Source organism: Micromonospora sp. WMMD1274 (assembly GCF_049179035.1).
Taxonomy (GTDB): Bacteria; Actinomycetota; Actinomycetes; order Mycobacteriales; family Micromonosporaceae; genus Micromonospora; species Micromonospora tulbaghiae.
This window is the reverse complement of sequence record NZ_JBMHMG010000001.1, coordinates 7,287,593-7,307,674: the sequence shown is the minus strand read 5'-3', so window position 1 is coordinate 7,307,674 and position 20,082 is coordinate 7,287,593. Positions and strand designations below refer to the sequence as shown.

14 protein-coding genes are annotated in these 20,082 nt (G+C 73.6%); 9 read left to right on the top strand and 5 right to left on the bottom strand.

The window, feature by feature from the left end:
• Positions 1-67 precede the first annotated feature (67 nt).
• From ACN27D_RS34495 to ACN27D_RS34485, 3 genes are read right to left on the bottom strand one after another with little or no spacing between them, the layout of a single operon-like run.
• The gene (locus tag ACN27D_RS34495) at positions 68-541 is read right to left on the bottom strand and encodes a hypothetical protein (protein ID WP_120569476.1); all 474 of its coding nucleotides are present in this window, start codon (positions 539-541) and stop codon (positions 68-70) included.
• A gap of 35 nt (positions 542-576) precedes the next feature.
• Complete coding sequence (locus ACN27D_RS34490) at positions 577-765, bottom strand: ribonuclease (protein WP_120569477.1); 189 nt, start codon at positions 763-765, stop codon at positions 577-579.
• A gap of 41 nt (positions 766-806) precedes the next feature.
• Positions 807-1,619, bottom strand: coding sequence for a hypothetical protein (locus ACN27D_RS34485; RefSeq protein WP_421501025.1), 813 nt, complete (start codon positions 1,617-1,619; stop codon positions 807-809).
• 109 nt (positions 1,620-1,728) lie between these two features.
• Here ACN27D_RS34485 and ACN27D_RS34480 point away from each other — a divergent pair, with 109 nt between their 5' ends.
• Positions 1,729-4,422: a cation-translocating P-type ATPase gene (locus ACN27D_RS34480; protein ID WP_421501024.1), complete on the top strand. Its 2,694-nt coding sequence runs from the start codon at positions 1,729-1,731 to the stop codon at positions 4,420-4,422.
• A 21-nt stretch (positions 4,423-4,443) separates the two neighbouring features.
• On the top strand, positions 4,444-5,325 hold the full coding sequence (locus ACN27D_RS34475; RefSeq protein ID WP_358171627.1) for a universal stress protein: 882 nt from the start codon (positions 4,444-4,446) through the stop codon (positions 5,323-5,325).
• Between the two features lie 85 nt (positions 5,326-5,410).
• Here the strand turns inward: ACN27D_RS34475 and ACN27D_RS34470 are convergent, their stop codons facing one another.
• Entirely contained in the window at positions 5,411-5,710 is a 300-nt protein-coding gene (locus ACN27D_RS34470; RefSeq protein WP_120569480.1) for an STAS domain-containing protein, read from the bottom strand.
• On the bottom strand, positions 5,707-9,855 hold the full coding sequence (locus tag ACN27D_RS34465; RefSeq protein ID WP_421501023.1) for a SpoIIE family protein phosphatase: 4,149 nt from the start codon (positions 9,853-9,855) through the stop codon (positions 5,707-5,709). Before ACN27D_RS34465 ends, ACN27D_RS34470 begins: the two co-directional genes overlap by 4 nt.
• A 299-nt stretch (positions 9,856-10,154) precedes the next feature.
• Between ACN27D_RS34465 and rph the strand changes: the two genes are divergently transcribed.
• The 7 genes from rph to mmsB all read left to right on the top strand — a co-directional run bounded on the left by rph (position 10,155) and on the right by mmsB (position 20,050).
• Positions 10,155-12,749 carry a rifamycin-inactivating phosphotransferase gene (rph, locus tag ACN27D_RS34460; RefSeq protein WP_421501022.1) on the top strand — a complete coding sequence of 865 codons (2,595 nt, stop codon included), beginning with the start codon at positions 10,155-10,157 and terminating at the stop codon, positions 12,747-12,749.
• Between the two features lie 48 nt (positions 12,750-12,797).
• Positions 12,798-13,166, top strand: coding sequence for a MerR family transcriptional regulator (locus ACN27D_RS34455; RefSeq protein WP_091417166.1), 369 nt, complete (start codon positions 12,798-12,800; stop codon positions 13,164-13,166).
• A 42-nt stretch (positions 13,167-13,208) separates the two neighbouring features.
• Positions 13,209-14,303 carry a 12-oxophytodienoate reductase gene (locus ACN27D_RS34450; protein ID WP_358171632.1) on the top strand — a complete coding sequence of 365 codons (1,095 nt, stop codon included), beginning with the start codon at positions 13,209-13,211 and terminating at the stop codon, positions 14,301-14,303.
• A 184-nt stretch (positions 14,304-14,487) separates the two neighbouring features.
• Positions 14,488-15,840 (top strand): endo-1,4-beta-xylanase, encoded by a 1,353-nt coding sequence (locus ACN27D_RS34445; protein WP_252448085.1) that lies wholly within the window; start codon positions 14,488-14,490, stop codon positions 15,838-15,840.
• Positions 15,841-16,041: 201 nt separating this feature from the next.
• On the top strand, positions 16,042-17,181 hold the full coding sequence (chvE, locus tag ACN27D_RS34440) for a multiple monosaccharide ABC transporter substrate-binding protein (protein WP_071094585.1): 1,140 nt from the start codon (positions 16,042-16,044) through the stop codon (positions 17,179-17,181).
• 83 nt (positions 17,182-17,264) lie between these two features.
• Complete coding sequence (mmsA, locus tag ACN27D_RS34435) at positions 17,265-18,803, top strand: multiple monosaccharide ABC transporter ATP-binding protein (protein ID WP_120569486.1); 1,539 nt, start codon at positions 17,265-17,267, stop codon at positions 18,801-18,803.
• A complete protein-coding gene (gene mmsB, locus ACN27D_RS34430; RefSeq protein ID WP_120569487.1) occupies positions 18,800-20,050 on the top strand; it encodes a multiple monosaccharide ABC transporter permease in 1,251 nt (416 codons plus the stop codon). Before mmsA ends, mmsB begins: the two co-directional genes overlap by 4 nt.
• Positions 20,051-20,082: the final 32 nt, after the last annotated feature.

The following is a 20,082-nucleotide window of genomic DNA, read 5'->3' as shown; positions in this document are numbered from 1 at the left end:
GAGGGTTGAGCCTGGAGGACTCATCCTCGGGAGTTGAGTCAGGGTGCGGCAATGGCTTCCGCGTGCGTCAATGTTCCGTTGACAGTACTGCCGTGATGCGGCGGGCGGCGTCGCCTACCGGCGCGGGCAGCCGGCGCCCGGCCCCGGCCAGATCGCCGGCGAGGTGCGTGGCCAGCGCGTACAGCGGCCCTGCCGGTGCGTCGAGCGCGAGCAGGCAGGTGCGGCGCGTCAACGCCGCGCGGGGGAAACGGCCGTCCCAGGAGCGGTCCGTCCCGATCCAGCGGTGCAGGTCGGCGACTGCGGCTCGGAGCGCCGGCACGTCGGGGGAGGCGGCCGGGTCGAGCGCGGCCAGGCGGCCCCGCCGGGCCGCCACGAGGCGTTGCCGGCGCTGCTCGGCGGCCTGCCGGCTGCCCAGGCCGAGCGCCCGCGCGATCTCGGCCCAGGTGGCGCCGTCGTGTCGGGCCCGGTCGATCAGGTCGAGTTCGCGGTCGTCCAGCCGGGCCCGGGCCGCGACGATCTCGGACAGGCGGGCCAGGCTCACCCGTCAACGCTACATTGACACCCCTGCGTCGGGCGTCAGTCCTCCGGGACGCCCGGGCCCACCTCGCCGCGCGCCAGGTGCTCGGCGTTGCGGTCGGCCTCGCTCTCCGCGTTCTCCGCCCCGGCACCCGGATCCCGGGTACGCCGCCCCTCGGCGTCCTGGAACACCTGCCCGCGCTCGAGCGCGCCCTCCTGCTGTCGCTGGAACTGCTGCGGATCAGTCATGACCGTCAGGTGCCCCGGCGGCCGCGCGGCAAACCGGTGCGTCAGCGCGGCGGCGCGACGTACAGGCCCGTCCGGCAGCCGGTCTCGCCCGGTTCCAGCCAGATCCGGTCGTACCCGGGGGATTCGATCTTCCCGGCCGGCGTGCGGACGAGCAGCAGGCAGTCCCGTTCGGCCGGTACACCGACGGCGGCGACGAGCGCGCCCTCGTGCACCGTCGTGTCGACGGTGATCCAGTCCTGCGGGAAGGCCGCCCGCACGGCGCCCGCCAGCGTTTCCGGGGTGGCGGTGCGCAGCACGGCGGTCAGCCGCTGCCGCCCGTCCTCGGGCACCCTCGGCACCGGCGCGGCGGTGGGCGGCGGGGGAGCGGGGCCGCTCGGACAGTCGATCTCGTGGTACGTCGTGTAGCGGTAGAGCTCGAACTCGTACCGGTAGCAGCGGGCGGCCTCACCGGCGGTGTTGCTCGCGCCGCCGATCGACACCGGCGGCTGCTCCGGCACCGTCACCACGAACCGCACGTCGACTGTGGCCCGCTCGTCCCCGGCGGTGCGGCCGGACCAGGCCAGCGCCTCCCGCCGGACCGTCGCACCACCGCCAGACGCGGCGTCCCGCGGCTCCCGGACGATCTCGGCCGCCGCGATCGACCCGGCGTTGCGTACCCGGTTGCGGTGCCCCAGCTCCGTGTTGAGCTGCTTCGCCTCCACGGCCGCGGCGTCGCGCGCCAGCGTGTCGCCGCTCTCCTCGCCGATCCCCTTCCCGCATCCGGCCGACGCGACGAGGAGCACCGCGAGCGTCCACCGGATCCCCCGGTGACGGGACGGAGGGTTCGGCCCGGTGGCGCTGAGTGTCCGGCTCACCGCGCCGACGGTACCGGCGAACCGGGCGCCGCGCCGCCCCGTACGCGGGGGCCGTTGGTCCCGGGTCCGACAGGCCCTCGGCCCTGCGACCCGGGCCCGCCCACGCGGCATGCTGGGGTTGCCCGGCGTGGGCGGCGACGACATGGAGGACGATGTGGTGATCAACGGCGGGCCCGCTACAGCGACGACGCCCACCGAGATCTCTCCGGCTCCCGCGACCGGGCTCGGCTCGGCCGAGGCGGCCGCCCGGCTGCGCGCCGAGGGGCCGAACACCGTGGCCGCGCCGCGCAAGCGCGGGTTGGCCGGCCGGGTGTTCCGCCAGCTCACCGACCCGCTGGTGGCGCTCCTGCTGGCCGCCGCCGTGGTGACCACGCTGCTGCGCGACTACCCGGACACCGCCGTGATCGTGCTGGTCGTCCTGATCAACACGGCGATCGGCGTGGTGCAGGAGGTACGCGCCGACCGGGCCGTCGCCGCGCTGGACCGGCTCGCCGCACCGACCGCGCGCGTGGTCCGCGACGGCCGTGACCTCGTGCTGCCCGCCGCCGACCTGGTCCGCGGCGACCTGGTCCGGCTGGAAGCCGGCGACGTGGTGCCCGCCGACCTGGACCTCACCGACGCGGTACGCCTCAGCCTCGACGAGTCGGCGCTGACCGGCGAGTCGGTGCCGGTGGCCCGGGTCGCGGGGGAGGAGGTCAGCGCGGGCACGGTGGTCACCACCGGCCGCGCCACCGGGACCGTGGTGCGCACCGGCGCGGCGAGCGCGCTGGGCCGGATCAGCGCCCTGGTCGCGGCGACCCGGCCGGCGCCCACCCCGCTGCAACGGCGCCTGTCCTCGCTCGGCCGGGTGCTCGGCCTGACCGCCGTGGTGCTCTCCGGGCTGGTCTTCGCCATCGGCGTGCTCGACGGGCGGCCGGTCACGCAGATGGCGGTCACCGCCGTCAGCCTCGTGGTGGCGGCCGTGCCGGAGTCGCTGCCCGCCGTCGTCACGCTCGCGCTCGCCCTCGGCGCGCGCCGGATGGCCGGCAGCCGGGCCATCCCCCGCCGGCTGCACGCCGTGGAGACCCTCGGCTCGGTCACCGTGATCGCCTCCGACAAGACCGGCACGCTCACCGAGGGCCGGATGGCGGTGCAGTACGCCGTCGTCCCCGGCGACGACCGCTACGCCGTCACCGGCACCGGCTACGCGCCCGACGGCGAGGTGCACCACCGGGGCGAACCGGTGAGCGCCCCGGACGAGCTGCGCGCCCTCGCCCGCGCCGGGCTGCTCTGCAACGACGCCACGGTGACGCCGCCGACCGACGAGCGGCCGGAGTGGACCGCGATCGGTGACCCGCTGGAGGCGGCGCTGGTCACGTTCGGCGCCCGCTGCGGGCTGGACCCGGACACCACCCGCGACGCCTGGCCCCGCGTGGCGGAGGCGCCGTTCGACCAGGACCTGCGCCGGATGACCACGGTGCACCGCCGCTGCGACGGGCGCTACCTGGTGGTCTGCAAGGGCGCGCCGGAGAACCTGCTGGCCGCGCCGCTGGTGGACGCCGACGCCGGGGAACTGGCCGAGCTGACCGACGCCGCGCACCGGCTCGCCACCGAAGGGCTGCGGGTGCTGGCGGTGGCCTCGGCGGTGGTCGACACCCCGCCGGACCCGGCCCGGCCGGCCGGCCTGCGCCCGCTGGGCCTGGTCGCGGTCGGCGACCCGCTGCGCGCGGCGGCACCCGGCATCGCCGCGGGCTTCGAGGAGGCCGGCATCCGGCTGGTCCTCATCACCGGCGACCACCCGGCGACCGCCGCCGCCATCGGCGGGCGGCTCGGGCTCTGGCGCGACGGCGACCCGCTGGCCAACGGCGACGACGGCGACCCCGGCCGCGCCCACCCCGAGACCCGGGTGTACGCGCGGACCCAGCCGGAACAGAAGCTCGACATCATCGCCGGCCTGCAGACCCAGGGGCACGTGGTCGCGATGACCGGCGACGGCGTCAACGACGCCCCGGCGCTGCGCCGCGCGGACATCGGCGTGGCCATGGGCGGCGGCACCGAGGTGGCCCGGCAGGCCTCCGACCTGGTGCTCGTCGACGACGACCTGACCACCGTGGCGACCGCCATCGGCGAGGGCCGCCGGATCTACGACAACATCCGCCGGTTCCTGCGGTACGCCCTCGCCGGTGGCGTCGCCGAGATCGCGGTGATGCTGCTCGGCCCGCTGTTCGGCCTGCCGGTGCCGCTGCTGCCGGCGCAGATCCTCTGGATCAACCTGCTCACCCACGGCGTACCCGGTGTGGCGCTCGGCGCGGAGCCGGCCGAGCCGGGCACGCTGCGCCGGCCGCCCCGCTCGCCGCAGGAGTCGGTGCTCGGCGGCGGCCTGGGCCGGGACGTGCTGGTCACCGGCGGGCTGATCGCCGCGGCGACGCTGGGCGCCGGGGTGTGGGCCGCGGCGGCCGACCGGCCGTGGCAGTCGGTGGTGTTCGTGGTGCTGGGCCTGGCCCAGCTCGGCGTGGCGCTGGCGGTCCGCGCGATCCGTACCCCGGGCTCCCGCGAGCGCAACCTCGCGCTGCCGGTGGCGGTCGCGATCTCCGCTGTGCTCCAGGTGGCGGGTGTGCTGCTGCCGCCGCTGCGCGAGCTGCTCGGCACGTCCCCGCTCAGCGCGCTCGACCTGCTCGCCTGCGCCGCGATCGGCGTGCTGCCCGGGCTGGTGCTGCGGCTGACCCGCCGCTTCCGCGGGAGCAACGCCCCGCGGGCCGGGACCAACGACCCCCACGCCGGGACCGCCGGCCCTGCCGGGCCGGCCGCCGGACGGGCAGGCTGAGGACGAGTGAAGGAGGACGTCATGACGATCCACTCGCAGGCCCCCGTCGTGGTGGGCGTGGACGGCTCCGCCGCGTCGCTGGACGCGGTCCGGGTGGCCGCCCGCGAGGCCGCCGACCGGAACCGGCCGCTGCAGGTGGTGCACGCGTTCATCTGGCCGCTGACCCGCGCGCCGCTCACTCCGGCCCCGGGTGCGCCCGCCGGCGCCGGCCTGCGCAACCAGGCCGAACGGGTTGTCGCCGAGGCGGTCGCCGAGGTCGGCAAGGTCGCCCCGGAGGTGCCGGTCACCGGCGTGGTGGTCGACGGCGCGCCGGCGGCGGTGCTGGTCGCCGAGTCCCGCGAGGCGGCGCTGATCGTGCTCGGTCACCGCGGGCTGGGCGGGTTCGCCGGCCTGCTGATCGGCTCGGTCACGCTCCAGGTGTCGGCCCGCGCGCACTGCCCGGTGCTGGTGACACGCGGCGAGGCGCGCGCCGACGGCCCGGTCGTGGTCGGTGTGGACGGCTCCGAGCTGTCCACCGCGGCGGTCGGGTTCGCGTACCAGGAGGCCGCCCGCCGGGGCGCGTCGCTGATCGTGGTGCACGCCTGGCTGTACCCCGTTCCGATCGGCCCCGGCGACATCCTTCCGCTGGTGTACGACCCCGAGGCCTTCGCCGAGGAGTCCCGGCGGGTCGTCGCCGAGTCGATCGCCGGATGGGCCGAGCGTTACCCGGACGTGCCGGTGCGGCAGCGGTCGATCCGCGGCGCCCCGGCCCGGGTGCTGGTGGAGGAGTCGAAGGACGCCCAGCTGGTGGTGGTCGGCGCGCACGGCCGTGGCGCCCTGGGCGGGCTGCTGCTCGGCTCGGTCAGCCACGCGGTGCTGCACCACGCCCACTCGCCGCTGGTGATCGTCCGCGACGGCGCCTGACGCCGCGACGGCGCCTGACGCCGCGACGGCGCCTGACGCCGCGACGGCGCCTGACGCCGCGACGGCGCCTGACGCCGCGACGGCGTCAGGCGCTGCGGACCGTGGTGAGGTCGGCCAGCCCGGAGATGGTCAGCAGCGGCTCCAGCAGCGGGCCCGCGATCAGCGTGATCCGGTCGGCGTGCGGGAACAACGCGGCCAGCCCGGCGCTGTCCAGGTACTCCACCTTGGTGAGGTCCACGACCAGAGGCTCACCATCGGGGCGTACCGCTTCGGCCAGCGCGTCGGCGAAGGTGGACGCGTTGCTCATGTCGATCTCGCCGACGGCGGCCAGCACGCGGGCGCCGTCGGGACTGTCGCTCGTCGTCAGGGTCAGAGACGTGCTCATGGCGTGATCCTCGCCTGCATGTCGACTGTGGTGCCGGTGGCCCCCGGGGTGACGCTGATGTCGTCCATCAGCGCGCGCATGAGCACGAGTCCCCGGCCGCGGTGCGGGTCGGGGGGCCGGTTCCGGTCTCGCCACCGGCCGCTGTCGGTGACGCTCAGGCGCAGGTTGCCGGCCGTGGCGGCGGCGCGCAGCCGGATCCGCCCGCCCGGATCGTCGCGGTGCCCGTGCTCGATCGCGTTGGCGCACGCCTCCCCGGCCGCCACCAGGATGTTGTAGGCGTGGGCCGGGGCAAGCCCGCAGCGGTCCAGCCATCCCCGCAGCACTGTGCGGACCTCGGCCAGCCGGGTCGACTCGGCCGGGAACTCCAGCTCCAGCGGCCCGGGGTGGCGGTAGAGCAGCAGCGCCACGTCGTCGTGATAGCCGCCGTCCGGGGTGAGTCGTTCCATGATCTCGGTCGCCAGGATCTCGACCGGCGCGTGGTGTCCCTGCTGGATGGCGTCGGTGGCGCGGGCGATGCCGGCCGTGATCGGCTGGCGGCGGCGTTCCACCAGGCCGTCGGTGTAGAGCATCAGGGTGGCGCGTGGGGGCACCGTCGCCTCCGCCTCCGGGCGTTCCTGGCCCGGGCGTACGGCAAGTGGCCGGGACCGGCCGTATTGCAGCAGCTCGGGAGTGCCGTCGGCGCGGACCACGATGGCCGGCGGGTGGCCGGCGCTGGAGTAGCGCATCAGGCCGGTGGCCGGGTCCAGCACACCGCAGAAGACGGTGGCGCAGGAGGCGCCGGGCAGTAGCGCGGCGAACCGGTCCAGGGCCACGAGCGTGCGGGCCGGGCTCGGGTCCTGCAACAGCAGGGCGCGGCAGGCGCTGCGCAGCTGCCCCATCACCGTCGCGGCCTGGAGGCCGTGGCCCACGCAGTCGCCGACCACGATGCCGATGCGCCCGTCCGGCAGCTCGACGGTGTCGTACCAGTCGCCGCCGACCTTGAGCGGCATCGCGGCGGGGGAGTACCGGACCGCGAAGCCGGCGGGCAGCTGCGCCGGACCGAGGATGGCCCGTTGCAGGGCCAGCGCGGTCTCCCGCTGCTGGTCGATCTGGTGCACCCGGTGCAGCCCCTGGCCGATGTGGCCGGCCAGCAGCGCCAGCAGGGTCTGGTCCTGTTCGGTGAAGGGCCGCTTCTCGCCCAGGTCGATCCAGAGCGCCATGGTGCCGTACGGGTGCTCGACGGCGATCCCGGCGCCGTGCGTACGCGTCGCCACCGGCGTCAGCAGCGGGGTGTCCCGCAGCGCGAGCAACGCCTGCCGGCGCTCCTGCGGCAACGTTTCCCAGCGTGCCGCCGGGTCGGTGGCGGTCACCTCGGGGGCGGGCAGGTCGCCGAAGACGGCGGTGAGCACACCGGCGGCCCGCCACAGCTTGCGCAGTTCGTCCAGCACCCCGAGCAGCGCGTCGGTGAGGTCGTCCGCCTGCGACAGCCGCATGCTGAGCCCGGCCAGGGCGGTCTCCCGCTGCACGGCGTAGTGCTCGGCGGTCACGTCGCGGAACGTGCCGACGATCATCCGGCGGCCGCTGTCCGGGTCGTCGACCTGGTTGAACGCGGCCGAGATCCAGATCCGGTGCCCGTCGCGGTGGGTGACCGGCACGGTGTACGTGCCCCGCGTCTGCCCCACGAGCGTCGAGAACGCGGCCGCCACCCGGCGGTGCGCCTCGGGCTCGGCCTCCCGGTCCGGCCACCACGGGTGCACCGCCGGGTACGGCAGCCCTTCGGTGCCGTAGCCGAGGATGCCGGTGAACGCCGCGTTGATCTCGACGACCGCGCCGTCCTCGTCGCAGACGAAGAACGCCTCCTGCAACGAGTCGACGAGTGCGGTACGCCAGCGGGCGTGGTGGTTGCGCAGCCGGGCCAGCTCCACGTTCGCGCGTACGCGGGCCAGCAGCTCGGCGGCCGGGAACGGCTTGACCAGGTAGTCGTCGGCGCCGGCCTCCAGCCCTTCGATCGAGGCCTCCTGACCGGCGCGGGCGGACAGCAGCAGCACCGGAGTGCCGGCCGTGCGCTGGTCGGCGCGCAGCGCGGCCACCAGTTGCAGGCCGTCGAGCCGGGGCATCATCACGTCGCTGACCACCAGGTCGGGGGTGTGCGCGCGGGCGGCGTCCAGCGCGGCCCGCCCGTCGGCGACCGCCTGCACCTCGTGCCCGGCCGAGCGCAGCAGCCGGGTGAGGTACTCCCGCATGTCGGCGTTGTCGTCGGCCACCAGGACGCGGGCCGGCGCCCCGCCGGGCAGTGGCTGCACCGGCCCGTCAGCCTGGGTGTCCCCGCCGACGGCGTCGCCCGGGTCGGCGGGCAGCCAGCGCAGCGCCTCCTGCACGAACGGCTCGGCCGACGCCGGCGTCCGGCCGCTGCCCGCCGGGGCGAGCGCGTCGGCGGGCAGGTGCGCGGTGCCGAACGGCAACCGGATCGTGAAGGTGGTTCCCCGGCCCACCGCGCTGTCCGCGTCGATGTCGCCGCCGTGCAGCATGACCAGCTCCTTGACCAGAGCGAGGCCGATCCCGCTGCCCTCGTCGGAACGGGAGCGGGCGTTCTCGATGCGGTGGAACCGCTCGAACAGGCGCGGCATCTCGTCGGCGGGGACGCCGATGCCGGTGTCGGAGATCCGCAGCACCGCCGAGTCGCCCTCGTCGCGCAGCTCCACCCGGATCGTGCCGTCGAAGGTGAACTTCAGCGCGTTGCTGAGCAGGTTCAGCACCACCTTCTCCCACATGCCGCGGTCCAGGTGCACCGGCTCGGACAGCGGCGGGCAGTCCACCTCGAAGGAGAGGCCGGCCCGTTCGATCGCCGACCGGAAGACGCTCGCCAGGTCGGCGGTCACCGCGGCCAGGTCCACCGGCTCGTAGCGGGCCTGCATCCGCCCGGCCTCGATCCGGGAGAAGTCGAGCAGGCTGTTGACCAGCTTGCCCAGGCGCAGCCCGTTGCGGCGGATCACGTCCAGCTCGGCGCGGACCCGCTCGTCGGCGCCCTGCATCCGGCCGCGCAGCTCGTCCAGCGGGCCCATGATCAGGGTGAGCGGGGTGCGGAACTCGTGGCTGATGTTGGAGAAGAACGCGGTCTTCGCGCGGTCCAGCTCGGCGAGCTCCTCGGCCCGCCGCTGCTGCGCCTGGTAGCTGCGGGCGCTGGCGATGCCGGTGGCCAGATGCCCGGCGGTCAGCTCGACGAAGCCGCGGTACCCGTCGTCCAGCGCCCGGTAGCGGTTCAGCCCGGCGACCAGGAACCCGTACGGCGCCCCGCCCTGCTGCCGCAGCGGCATCAGGAGCGCCTCGGTCGGCGCGGCGGGCCAGACACCCGCCGGCAGGTCCGTGAAGGCCGGGCCGTCGAGCGCGACCCGCACCGAATCGCCCTCGGTCAGGGCGCCGGCCGGCCACGGGGCGGCCGGGTCGCCGGGGGACAGCGTGGCCGGGGCCGCCGGGTGGTCCGCCGCCAGCCCGGTCGCCTCCACCAGCCGGGCACCGCCGTCGTCGTCGTACAGGTAGGTGAGGGTGAACGGCAGGTCCTGCGGGTTGCGCGCAAGCTGGCGGCTGACGAACGCGAGCGTCTCCTGCTCGGTGCGGATGACGCTCGGGTCCGAGCCGAGGTCGCGCAGCGTGGCCATCCGCCGCTCACCGATGACCCGCTCGGTGTCCTCGCTGACCACGCAGAGCATCCCGACCAGGCTGCCGTCGTCGGCGCGCAACGGGCTGTAGGAGAACGTGTGGTACGTCTCCTCGCGGTAGCCGGCCCGCTCCAGGAACAGCAGCAGCCCCTCGTCCCAGGTCGCCTCGCCGGTGCGCAGGACGGTGTCGACGCGGGGGCCGATGTCGTCCCAGATCTCCGCCCACACCTCGTTCGCCGGACGCCCCAGCGCCCACGGGTACTTGCGGCCGAGCGTGTCCCGCCGGTAGGCGGCGTTGCAGAAGAAGGTGAGCTGCGGCCCCCAGGCCATCCACATCGGGAACCGGGAGGACAGCAGGATCCGCACCGCGGTCCGCAGGCTCTGCGGCCAGGTGTCCGGCGGGCCCAGTGGGTGCGCCGACCAGTCGATCCGCGCCAGGTCCGGCCCGATCTCACCGTCGACGGCGAAGACGTCGGCACGCGTACGCGGGTCGGTGTCAGCGCCGCTCATCGCACGAGTCTCCCCCACCCCACCCGATCCCGCTCGTCCGGGCCGCGTCGCACCGCGGCCCCGTGGTCGCTTCTTGCCCCGTGGCGCCCCCGGCACTCCACCCGGGGCGGGGAGATCTGACTCACGTGACGGCGGCGGGTCAGGGCAGGGAGACGTGACGACCGCAAAACGAAAGGCAAGGAGACAGATCTCCTCGCCACTATCAACATATATCGCACCCCGGGTCTTGCCGCAAGGCCCCGGTCGTGCCGCACAATCATCGGCCGATGCGGGTTGAGCTGCGAAAACGGGGGCACGGCATGACCGGACGGTACGTGTGGGAACTGCACGAGGTCGACGAGACGCGGATCGGCGCGGTCGGCGGCAAGGGCGCGCATCTGGGGGCGCTGACGCGGATCGACGGGGTGCGCGTACCTCCTGGTTTCTGCGTCACGACGGACGCCTTCCGGCTGGTGGCGCGGGCGCCGTCGCTGGCCGGCCCGCTGGAGCGGCTAGCCGGCGCGGACGCGGACGACCCGGCGGCGATCCGGACGGCCGCCGCCGAGGTCCGTCGCGCCGTCGAGCGGACCGCGCTGCCCGCCGACGTGGCGGCGGCGGTCACCGGCGCGCTGTCCCGGCTCGGTCCGGACGCGGCGTACGCGGTGCGGTCCAGCGCGACGGCGGAGGACCTGCCGACCGCCTCGTTCGCGGGCCAGCAGGACACCTACCTGAACGTGGTGGGCACGGCCGAGGTGCTGCGGCACGTCAGCCGCTGCTGGGCCTCGCTGTTCACCGACCGGGCGGTGACCTACCGGCGGCGCCACGGCATCGACGACCGAGCCGTGGACATGGCCGTGGTGGTGCAGCGGATGGTCTTCCCGGACGCGGCCGGGGTCATGTTCACCGCCGACCCGGTCACCGGGAACCGGACGGTGGTGTCGGTGGAGGCCGGCTTCGGTCTCGGCGAGGCCCTGGTCTCCGGACTGGTGAACCCGGACGTCTTCACGGTGCGCGACGGCGCGGTGGTGGGCCGGGCGATCGGCGCGAAGTCACGGGCGGTGCACGCGGCGCCCGGCGGCGGCACCCGGGAGACTCCCGTCGACCCGGCGCGGCAGGCGTCTGCCGCGCTGACCGACGCGCAGGCGGTACGCCTCGCCGCGCTGGGCCGGCGGATCGAGGCGCGCTTCGGCCGACCGCAGGACATCGAGTGGGCCGTGACCGGGGACGACGTCCACATCCTGCAGAGCCGGCCGATCACCACGCTGTTCCCGGTGCCGGCGGCCGCCGCCGACGGGCGGTTCCACGTCTACCTGTCGGTCGGCCACCAGCAGATGATGACCGACGCCATGAAGCCGCTGGGCCTGTCGATGTGGCGGCTCACCGCCATGGCGCCGATGCACGAGGCGGGCAGCCGGTTGTTCGTCGACGCCACGCCGCACCTGTCCACCCCGGCGGGCCGTACCGCGTTCCTGGGCATGATCGGCCGGGCCGACCCGCTCACCCGGGACGCGCTGGAGACGGTCCTCGCCCGCGACGTCCTGCCGGTCGCGCCGGACCCGGCCCCGGCCGGCCCGCCCGCGGGCGGGCCGCCACAGCCGGTCGACACCGACCCGGCGATCGTCGCCACGCTCGTCGAGCGCAGCCAGGCGTCCGTCGCCGCCCTGCGCCGCGACATCAGCACCCGGTCCGGACCCGAGCTGTTCGACTTCCTGACCGAGGCGTTCGCCGAGCACAAGCGGGTGCTCACCGATCCGCTGAGCGGTCAGGCGATCATGGCGGGGATGCAGGCCACCTGGTGGCTCAACGACAAGCTGGGGGAGTGGCTCGGCGAGCGCGACGCGGCCGACACGCTCACGCTGTCCGCGCCCGGCAACGTCACCTCCGAGATGGGGCTCGCGCTGCTCGACGTGGCCGACGTGATCCGCGCGTACCCCGAGGTGGTGGCGTTCCTGCGGGAGGTCGCCGACGACGGGTTCCTGGACGACCTGCCGAAGCTGCCGGGCGGCCCGGAGGCGCGCGAGGCCATCGAGGGCTACCTCGACCGGTACGGCATGCGCTGCGTCGGCGAGATCGACATCACCCGGCCGAGGTGGAGCGAACGCCCGGCCACGCTGGTGCCGCTGATCCTGGACAACGTCCGCAACTTCGCCCCGGGCGCCGCCGCGCGCCGCTTCGCGCAGGGCCGGGAGCGGGCCGAGGCGAAGGCACGGGAGGTGCTCGACCGCCTGCGCGCGCTGCCCGACGGTGAGCGCAAGGCCGCCGAGACGCAGGCGATGATCGAGCGGGTACGGACGTTCGTCGGCTACCGGGAGTACCCGAAGTACGACATCGTGAGCCGCTACGCCGTCTACAAGCAGGCGCTCATGGCCGAGGCCGGCCGGCTCGCCCGCGCCGGTGTGCTCGCCGCCGCCGAGGACGTCTTCCACCTGACGTTCGACGAGTTCCGCGAGGTCGCGGCCACGGGCCGGGTCGACGCCGGGCTGATCCGCGGGCGCCGGGAGGAGTTCCGGGCGCACCAGGCGCTCACTCCGCCCCGGGTCCTCACCTCCGAGGGCGAGGCGATCAACGGCTCGTACCGGCGCGACGACGCTCCCGCCGGCGCCCTGGTCGGGCTGCCGGTCTCGGCCGGCGTCGTCGAGGGACGGGCGCGGGTCGTGACGGACCTGGCCGGCGCCGACCTGGAGCCGGGCGACATCCTCGTCACCGCGCACACCGACCCGAGCTGGACGCCGCTGTTCGTGGGCGCCGCGGGCCTGGTGACGGAGGTGGGCGGCCTGATGACGCACGGCGCGGTGATCGCCCGGGAGTACGGCCTGCCGGCCGTGGTGGCGGTGCCGGACGCGACCCGGCTGATCCGCGACGGCGGGCGGATCCGGGTGCACGGCAGCGACGGGTACGTGGAGCTGCTGTCCTGACCGGCGCGGCATGCTCGATGATGGAGGTTCGGCGAGCGGGAGGGCACGATGCGGATCGGGGAGCTGTCGGCGCGTACCGGGGTCAGTGCCCGGTCCATCCGGTACTACGAGCAGCAGGGCCTGCTCGCCGCCATGCGTACCGCGAGCGGGCAGCGGGTCTTCGCCGAGTCGGCGGTGGACCGGGTCCGGCTCATCCAGCGGCTGTTCGACGCCGGCCTGAGCAGCCGCAGGATGGCCGAGCTGCTGCCCTGCGTGACCGATCCGGAGATCCGCACCTCGTGGCTCACCGACCGGCTGCGGGAGGAGCGGACCCGGATGACCGCGGAGATGGCACGGCTCGCGCACGCCGTCGCGGTGCTCGACGACGTGGTGTCCGACATGAGCGTGACCGAGGACACCCGGGATCCGGCCGCCTGAGCGCTTGCCCTTGACACCGGTGTCAACTCCTAGCGTCGGGTCATGAACGCGACCCTGGACACCGCATCGCCGGTGGCGCCGCTGCTGGCACCCGTCACCGTCGCCGGACTGTCGTTGCCGTCCCGCTTCGTGATGGCGCCGATGACCCGTAACCGCGCGCCGGGCGGCGTGCCGACGCCGGAGATGGCCGACTACTACCGGCGCCGCGCCGCGGCGGGCATCGGCCTCGTCGTCACCGAGGGCGTGCTGGTCGACCATCCCAGCGCCGGGCACGAGGACACGGTGCCCCGGATGACCGCCGGCGCCGTGGAGGCCGGCTGGCGGGGGGTGGTCGAGGCGGTGCACGCCGCCGGCGGCCGGATCGCCGCGCAGCTGTGGCACCTGGGCAGCCTGCGCGAGCCGGTGGACGGCCGTCCGGCGTGGACCCCCTCGGGGGTACGCGAGCCGGGTCGCCCGGCGCCGCACGCGATGACCGCAGCGGACGCGGACGTGCTGCTGGCGGCGTACGCGGACGCGGCACGGGTCGCGGTGCGGGCCGGGTTCGACGCGATCGAGATCCACGCCGCGCACGGTTACCTGCTGGACGAGTTCCTGTGGCCGTACACGAACCGCCGGACCGACGCGTTCGGCGGCTCACCGGCGCGGCGGGCGGCGTTCCCGGCGGCCGTGGTGCGTGCGGTACGCGCGCAGGTCCCGGCGCGTCACCCGGTGATCGTGCGGTTCTCCCAGTTCAAGGAGCGGGCGTTCGACGCGCGGATCGCCGAGAGCCCGGCCGAGCTGGCGCAGATCCTCACCGCGTTCGCCGAGGCCGGCGCGGACGTCCTGCACGCCTCGCAACGTCGCTTCTGGCAGCCCGTGTTCCCCGGCTCGGCGCTGAACCTGGCCGGATGGGCGAAGCGTCTCACCGGTCTGCCGTCGATCACCGTGGGCTCGGTCGGGCTGCGGCGGGACTTCCTGCGCCCGGACGGTCCGGAGTCGGTGGCAGGCCTGACCGCGCGGCTGGCGGACGGGGAGTTCGACCTGGTGGCGCTCGGTCGCGCGCTGCTCGGCAACCCGGCGTGGGTGACGCACGCCGCCGCCGGACGGCTGGGTGAGATCGCCGACTACCGCAAGGCGCACGAGGACGTGTACCCCTAGGACCGGGGTGCCCGCAGGGGTTGACGCCGGGGGATGTTATCGCTCACAGTCGATGGCAGGGCACGAGCGCCGCAAGGCTCACCGGGCGAGCCGCGCTGGTCGTACCTCGACACCACCGCCACCGGACGCGGGGGTCGAGGAGTCGCACCACCACCATCGCGCAACCCCCGGAAGAGGAATCCGCATGAGACGAAAGAGAGCCTTGCTGACCACCGGCATCCTGGCCGGCGCGCTCGCCGCCGGGATGGCGGTGGCCCTGGCGCCGGCCGCGAGCGCCGGCACCACGCTGCGCGCGGCGGCAGCCGAGAAGGGCCGCTACTTCGGCGCCGCTGTCGCCACCGGCAAGCTGTCCGACAACACGTACGCCACGGTGCTGAACCGCGAGTTCAACTCCGTGGTGGCCGAGAACGAGATGAAGTGGGACGCCACCGAGCCGCAGCAGGGGCGGTTCAGCTACGGCGGCGGCGACCGGCTGGTCAGTCACGCCCGCGCGAACGGGATGTCGGTGCGCGGGCACGCGCTGCTCTGGCACCAGCAGCAGCCGTCGTGGGCGCAGGGCCTGTCCGGCAGCGCGCTGCGCAACGCCGCGATCAACCACGTCACCCAGGTCGCCACCCACTTCCGAGGGCAGATCTACGCCTGGGACGTGGTGAACGAGGCGTTCGCCGACGGCGGCAGCGGCGGGCGTCGCGACTCGAACCTGCAGCGCACCGGCAACGACTGGATCGAGGCCGCGTTCCGGGCGGCCCGCGCCGCGGACCCGGGCGCGAAGCTCTGCTACAACGACTACAACACCGACGGCATCAACGCGAAGTCGACGGGCATCTACAACATGGTGCGCGACTTCAAGTCGCGTGGCGTGCCGATCGACTGCGTCGGCTTCCAGTCGCACCTGGGCACCACGCTTCCCGGTGACTACCAGGCCAACCTCCAGCGCTTCGCGGACCTGGGCGTGGAGGTGCAGATCACCGAGCTGGACGTGATGACCGGCGGCAACCAGGCGAACATCTACGCCGCCGTCACCCGCGCCTGCCTGGCGGTGTCGCGCTGCACCGGCATCACGGTGTGGGGCGTGCGGGACTGCGACTCGTGGCGCGGCTCGGACAACGCGCTGCTGTTCGACTGCTCGGGCAACAAGAAGGCGGCGTACAACGCCGTGCTGGACGCGCTCAACGCGGGCGGGAACAACCCGCCGCCGACCACGACTCCGCCGCCGAACAACCCGACCACGCCGCCGCCGGGTCAGGGCGGGTGTACGGCATCGGTGACGCTGAACTCCTGGACCGGTGGCTTCGTCGCCAACGTGAAGGTGACAGCCGGCTCGTCGGGCACCCGGGGATGGACTGTCACCATGACGCTGCCGGGCGGCGCGAGCATCACCAACACCTGGAGTGCCACCGCGAGCGGTAACAGCGGCACGGTGCGGTTCACCAACGTCGACTACAACGGCCAGCTGGGCGCCGGTCAGAGCACCGAGTTCGGGTTCCAGGGCAACGGCAGCGGATCGGGCATGACGCCCACCTGCTCCGCGACCTGAGCCGGGCCACCGCGGGGGCGGTGCGCCGTCGCCCCCGCGGTGCCCCGCCACGCCGTCCCGTCCGACCTGGACTGCCGTCTCTGTTACGAGAAAGAGACATGCGCATTTCGCGCGATTGGTTGACGGGGCAACTTGTGAGCGTTAACACTCCCCGTGAGGGTTACCTGTGTCACAGGGACCGCCACGACAGGGAGGACGCTCGTGCGCAGACGACTTCTGGCCGCACTCAGCGGTGCCGCGCTCGCGATCAGCCTGGCCGCCTGCAGCGGCGAGGGCGCGGGAGGCGGCGGAGACACCAGCTCGGCCAAGCCCGGCGACCTGACGATCGGCGTCTCGATGCCGACGCAGACCTCGGAACGGTGGATCGCCGACGGCAACTCGGTGAAGGAGAAGCTCCAGGCGAAGGGCTACAAGGTCGACCTCCAGTACGCCGGGGACGACATCCCGACCCAGTCGCAGCAGATCGACCAGATGATCACCCAGGGCGCGGACGTGCTGGTCATCGCCCCGATCGACGGCACCGCGCTCAGCGGCCAGCTCCAGGCCGCCGCGGCGGCGAAGATCCCGGTCATCTCCTACGACCGGCTCATCCGCAACAGCCCGAACGTCAGCTTCTACGTCAGCTTCGACAACTACAAGGTCGGCGTGGCGCAGGCCAACGCGCTCCTGGTCGGGCTCGGCCTGCTCACCAAGGACGGCGCCAAGGGCACCGCGACCGGCCCGTTCAACGTGGAGCTGTTCGCCGGCTCGCTCGACGACAACAACGCCGGGTTCTTCTTCAACGGCGCGATGGACACGCTCAAGCCGTACTTCGACGCCGGGACGCTGAAGGTCAAGTCCGGGCAGACCAAGATCGAGCAGGCCGCCATCCTGCGCTGGCAGCAGGAGACCGCGCAGAAGCGGATGGAGGACCTGCTCACCTCCAGCTACAACGACGGCAGCAAGGTCGACGGCGTGCTCTCGCCGTTCGACGGCCTGTCCCGGGGCATCATCACCGCGCTGCAGAACGCCGGCTACCGCGGCGGCGCCAAGAAGATGCCGGTGGTGACCGGCCAGGACGCCGAGGTCGCCTCGGTCAAGCTCATCAACGACGGCGTGCAGAGCTCGACGGTGTTCAAGGACACCCGGCTGCTGGCCGAACAGGCGGTCATCGCCGCCGAGGCGTTCCTGCGCAAGGAGGAGCCGAAGGCCAACGAGACCAAGGCGTACAACAACGGCGTCAAGGTCGTGCCGGCGTTCCTGCTGCCGGTGCAGACCGTCTACAAGGAGGACATCAAGTCCGTCCTGATCGACTCCGGCTACCTGACCGAGCAGGAGGTCGCCGCGGGCCGGGCCGGCTGACCCGCGGCGACGGGCCCGGCGGCCACCCGCGCCACCGGGCCCGTCCGCTCCGGACACCACGACCACGAGCAGGACGGATACCCATGAGCGATCACATCCTCGAGATGCGTGGCATCACGAAGACCTTCCCGGGCGTGACCGCGCTCCAGGACGTCTCGCTCGCCGTACGGCGCGGCGAGATCCACGCGATCTGCGGTGAGAACGGCGCCGGCAAGTCCACCCTGATGAAGGTGCTGTCCGGCGTCTACCCGGCGGGCAGCTACGACGGCCAGATCGTCTTCGACGGCGAGCCGGTCGGTTTCCGGGGCATCCAGGACAGCGAGGCCCGCGGCATCGTCATCATCCACCAGGAACTCGCCCTGGTGCCGTACCTGTCGATCGCCGAGAACATCTTCCTCGGCAACGAGCGCCGCGGCCGCGGCGGGCTCATCGACTGGCACCGGACCAACGCGGAGGCCGCGGCGCTGCTGCGGTCGGTCGGGCTGCACGAGAACCCGGTCACCCCGGTCATCCAGCTCGGCGTCGGCAAGCAGCAGCTCGTGGAGATCGCCAAGGCGCTGTCCAAGAAGGTGCGGCTGCTGATCCTCGACGAGCCGACCGCGGCCCTCAACGACATCGACTCGGCGCACCTGCTGGACCTGATGCGCCGGCTGCGCGACCAGGGCATCACCTGCATCATGATCTCGCACAAGCTCGGCGAGATCACCGCCGTCGCCGACTCGACAACTGTCATCCGCGACGGCCGTACCGTCGAGACGCTGGACATGTCCGACGGCGCCGTCACCCAGGACCGGATCATCCGCGGCATGGTCGGCCGCGACCTGGCCGCCTTCTACCCGACCCGCAGCGTGACGCCCGGGGACGAGGTGCTGCGCATCGAGGACTGGTCGGTGCGCCACCCGACGCAGGACCGCCTGGTCGTCGACCGGGCCTCGCTGCACGTACGGGCCGGGGAGGTCGTCGGCATCGCCGGCCTGATGGGCGCCGGGCGCACCGAGCTGGCGATGAGCGTGTTCGGCCGGGCGTACGGCCGCGACATCAGCGGCCGGCTCTTCGTCCGGGGCCGCGAGGTACGGGCGCGGACGGTGGCCGAGGCGATCGCGAACGGCATCGCGTACGCCACCGAGGACCGCAAGCACTACGGCCTCAACCTCATCGACGACGTGCGGGGAAACATCTCGGCCGCCGCGCTCGACAAGCTGGCCCGGCGCGGCTGGATCGACGGCAACCGTGAGATCCAGGTCGCCGAGCGGGGCCGGCGCGACATGAACATCAAGGCGCCGACGGTGATGTCCGTGGTGGGCAAGCTCTCCGGCGGCAACCAGCAGAAGGTCGTGCTGGCGAAGTGGCTGTTCACCGACCCGGACGTGCTGATCCTCGACGAGCCGACCCGGGGCATCGACGTGGGCGCGAAGTTCGAGATCTACACGATCGTCAACCGGCTGGTGGCCGACGGCAAGGCCGTCGTGCTCATCTCCTCCGAACTGCCCGAGCTGCTCGGCATGTGCGACCGCATCTACACCCTGGCGGCCGGCCGGGTCACCGGGGAGATGCCGGTGGCCGAGGCCACCCAGGAGAACCTGATGGAACTCATGACCAAGGACAGGGATCTCGTCCGATGACCAGCACGAAGCCTCCCCCCGCCTCGAAGATCGCCACCCCGGACACCGGCGCGGCGGCGACCCTGCACACCGGCACCAGCGACCCGCGTGCGCTGATCCTGGGCAACCTGCGGCAGAGCGGCATCTACATCGCCCTGGTGGTGATCGTGGCGCTGTTCGCGGTCCTCACCGACGGCGTCTCGCTGAGCCCCGGCAACCTGACGAACATCGTCCTTCAGTACTCCTACATCCTGGTGCTCGCGATCGGCATGGTCATCGTGATCATCGGCGGGCACATCGACCTGTCCGTGGGATCGGTGGTGGCGCTCACCGGAGCGGTCTCGGCGGTTCTCGTCATCCGCGAGGGCATGCCCTGGTGGGCCGGCGTCCTGGCCGCGCTCGCGGTGGGCGTCGCGGTCGGCGCGTGGCACGGGCTCTGGGTCGCGTACGCCGGCATCCCGGCGTTCATCGTCACCCTGGCCGGCATGCTCCTGTTCCGTGGCCTGACGCTGCGCGTGCTGGACAACATCTCGCTGTCACCGTTCCCCGAGGAGTACCAGCGGGTCGCCGCCGGATTCCTCAACGGACTGCTGGGCGGCCAGGGCTTCGACGCCTTCACGCTGTTCATCGGCGCGTTCGCCGTGGTCGGGTACGCGGTGAGCGTGTTCCGCACCCGCGTCGCCCGGGTGCGCCACGAGCAGCCGGTGGAGTCGTTCCCGCTGTTCGTCCTGCGGATCGTGGTGGTCGGCGCCGTGGTCATGTGGTTCGCCTGGCAGCTCGCCCACGCCCGGGGCCTGCCGATCGTGCTGATCGTGCTCGCCGTGCTCGTGCTCGTCTACGGCCTGCTCACCCGCCGTACGGTGTTCGGCCGTCAGGTGTACGCGATCGGCGGCAACCTGCCCGCGGCGATGTTGTCCGGCGTACGGGTGAAGCGGGTCAACTTCTGGATCTTCGTGAACATGGGCTTCCTGTCCGCCGTGGCGGGCGTGATCTACTCGTCCCGGTCCAACGGGGCCCAGCCGGCGGCGGGCAACATGTTCGAGCTGGACGCGATCGCGGCGGCGTTCATCGGCGGCGCTGCCGTCACCGGCGGCGTCGGCACCGTGGTCGGCGCCATGGTGGGTGGCCTGATCATGGCGGTGATGAGCAACGGGATGCAGCTCATGGGCGTCGACCAGTCCGTCCAGTCGGTGGTCAAGGGCCTGGTGCTGCTCGTCGCGGTGGCGTTCGACATCTGGAACAAGCGCCGGGCCGCCGGCGCCCGGTGACGGCCGGCCGGACGCTCGCCCCTTCGTCCGGC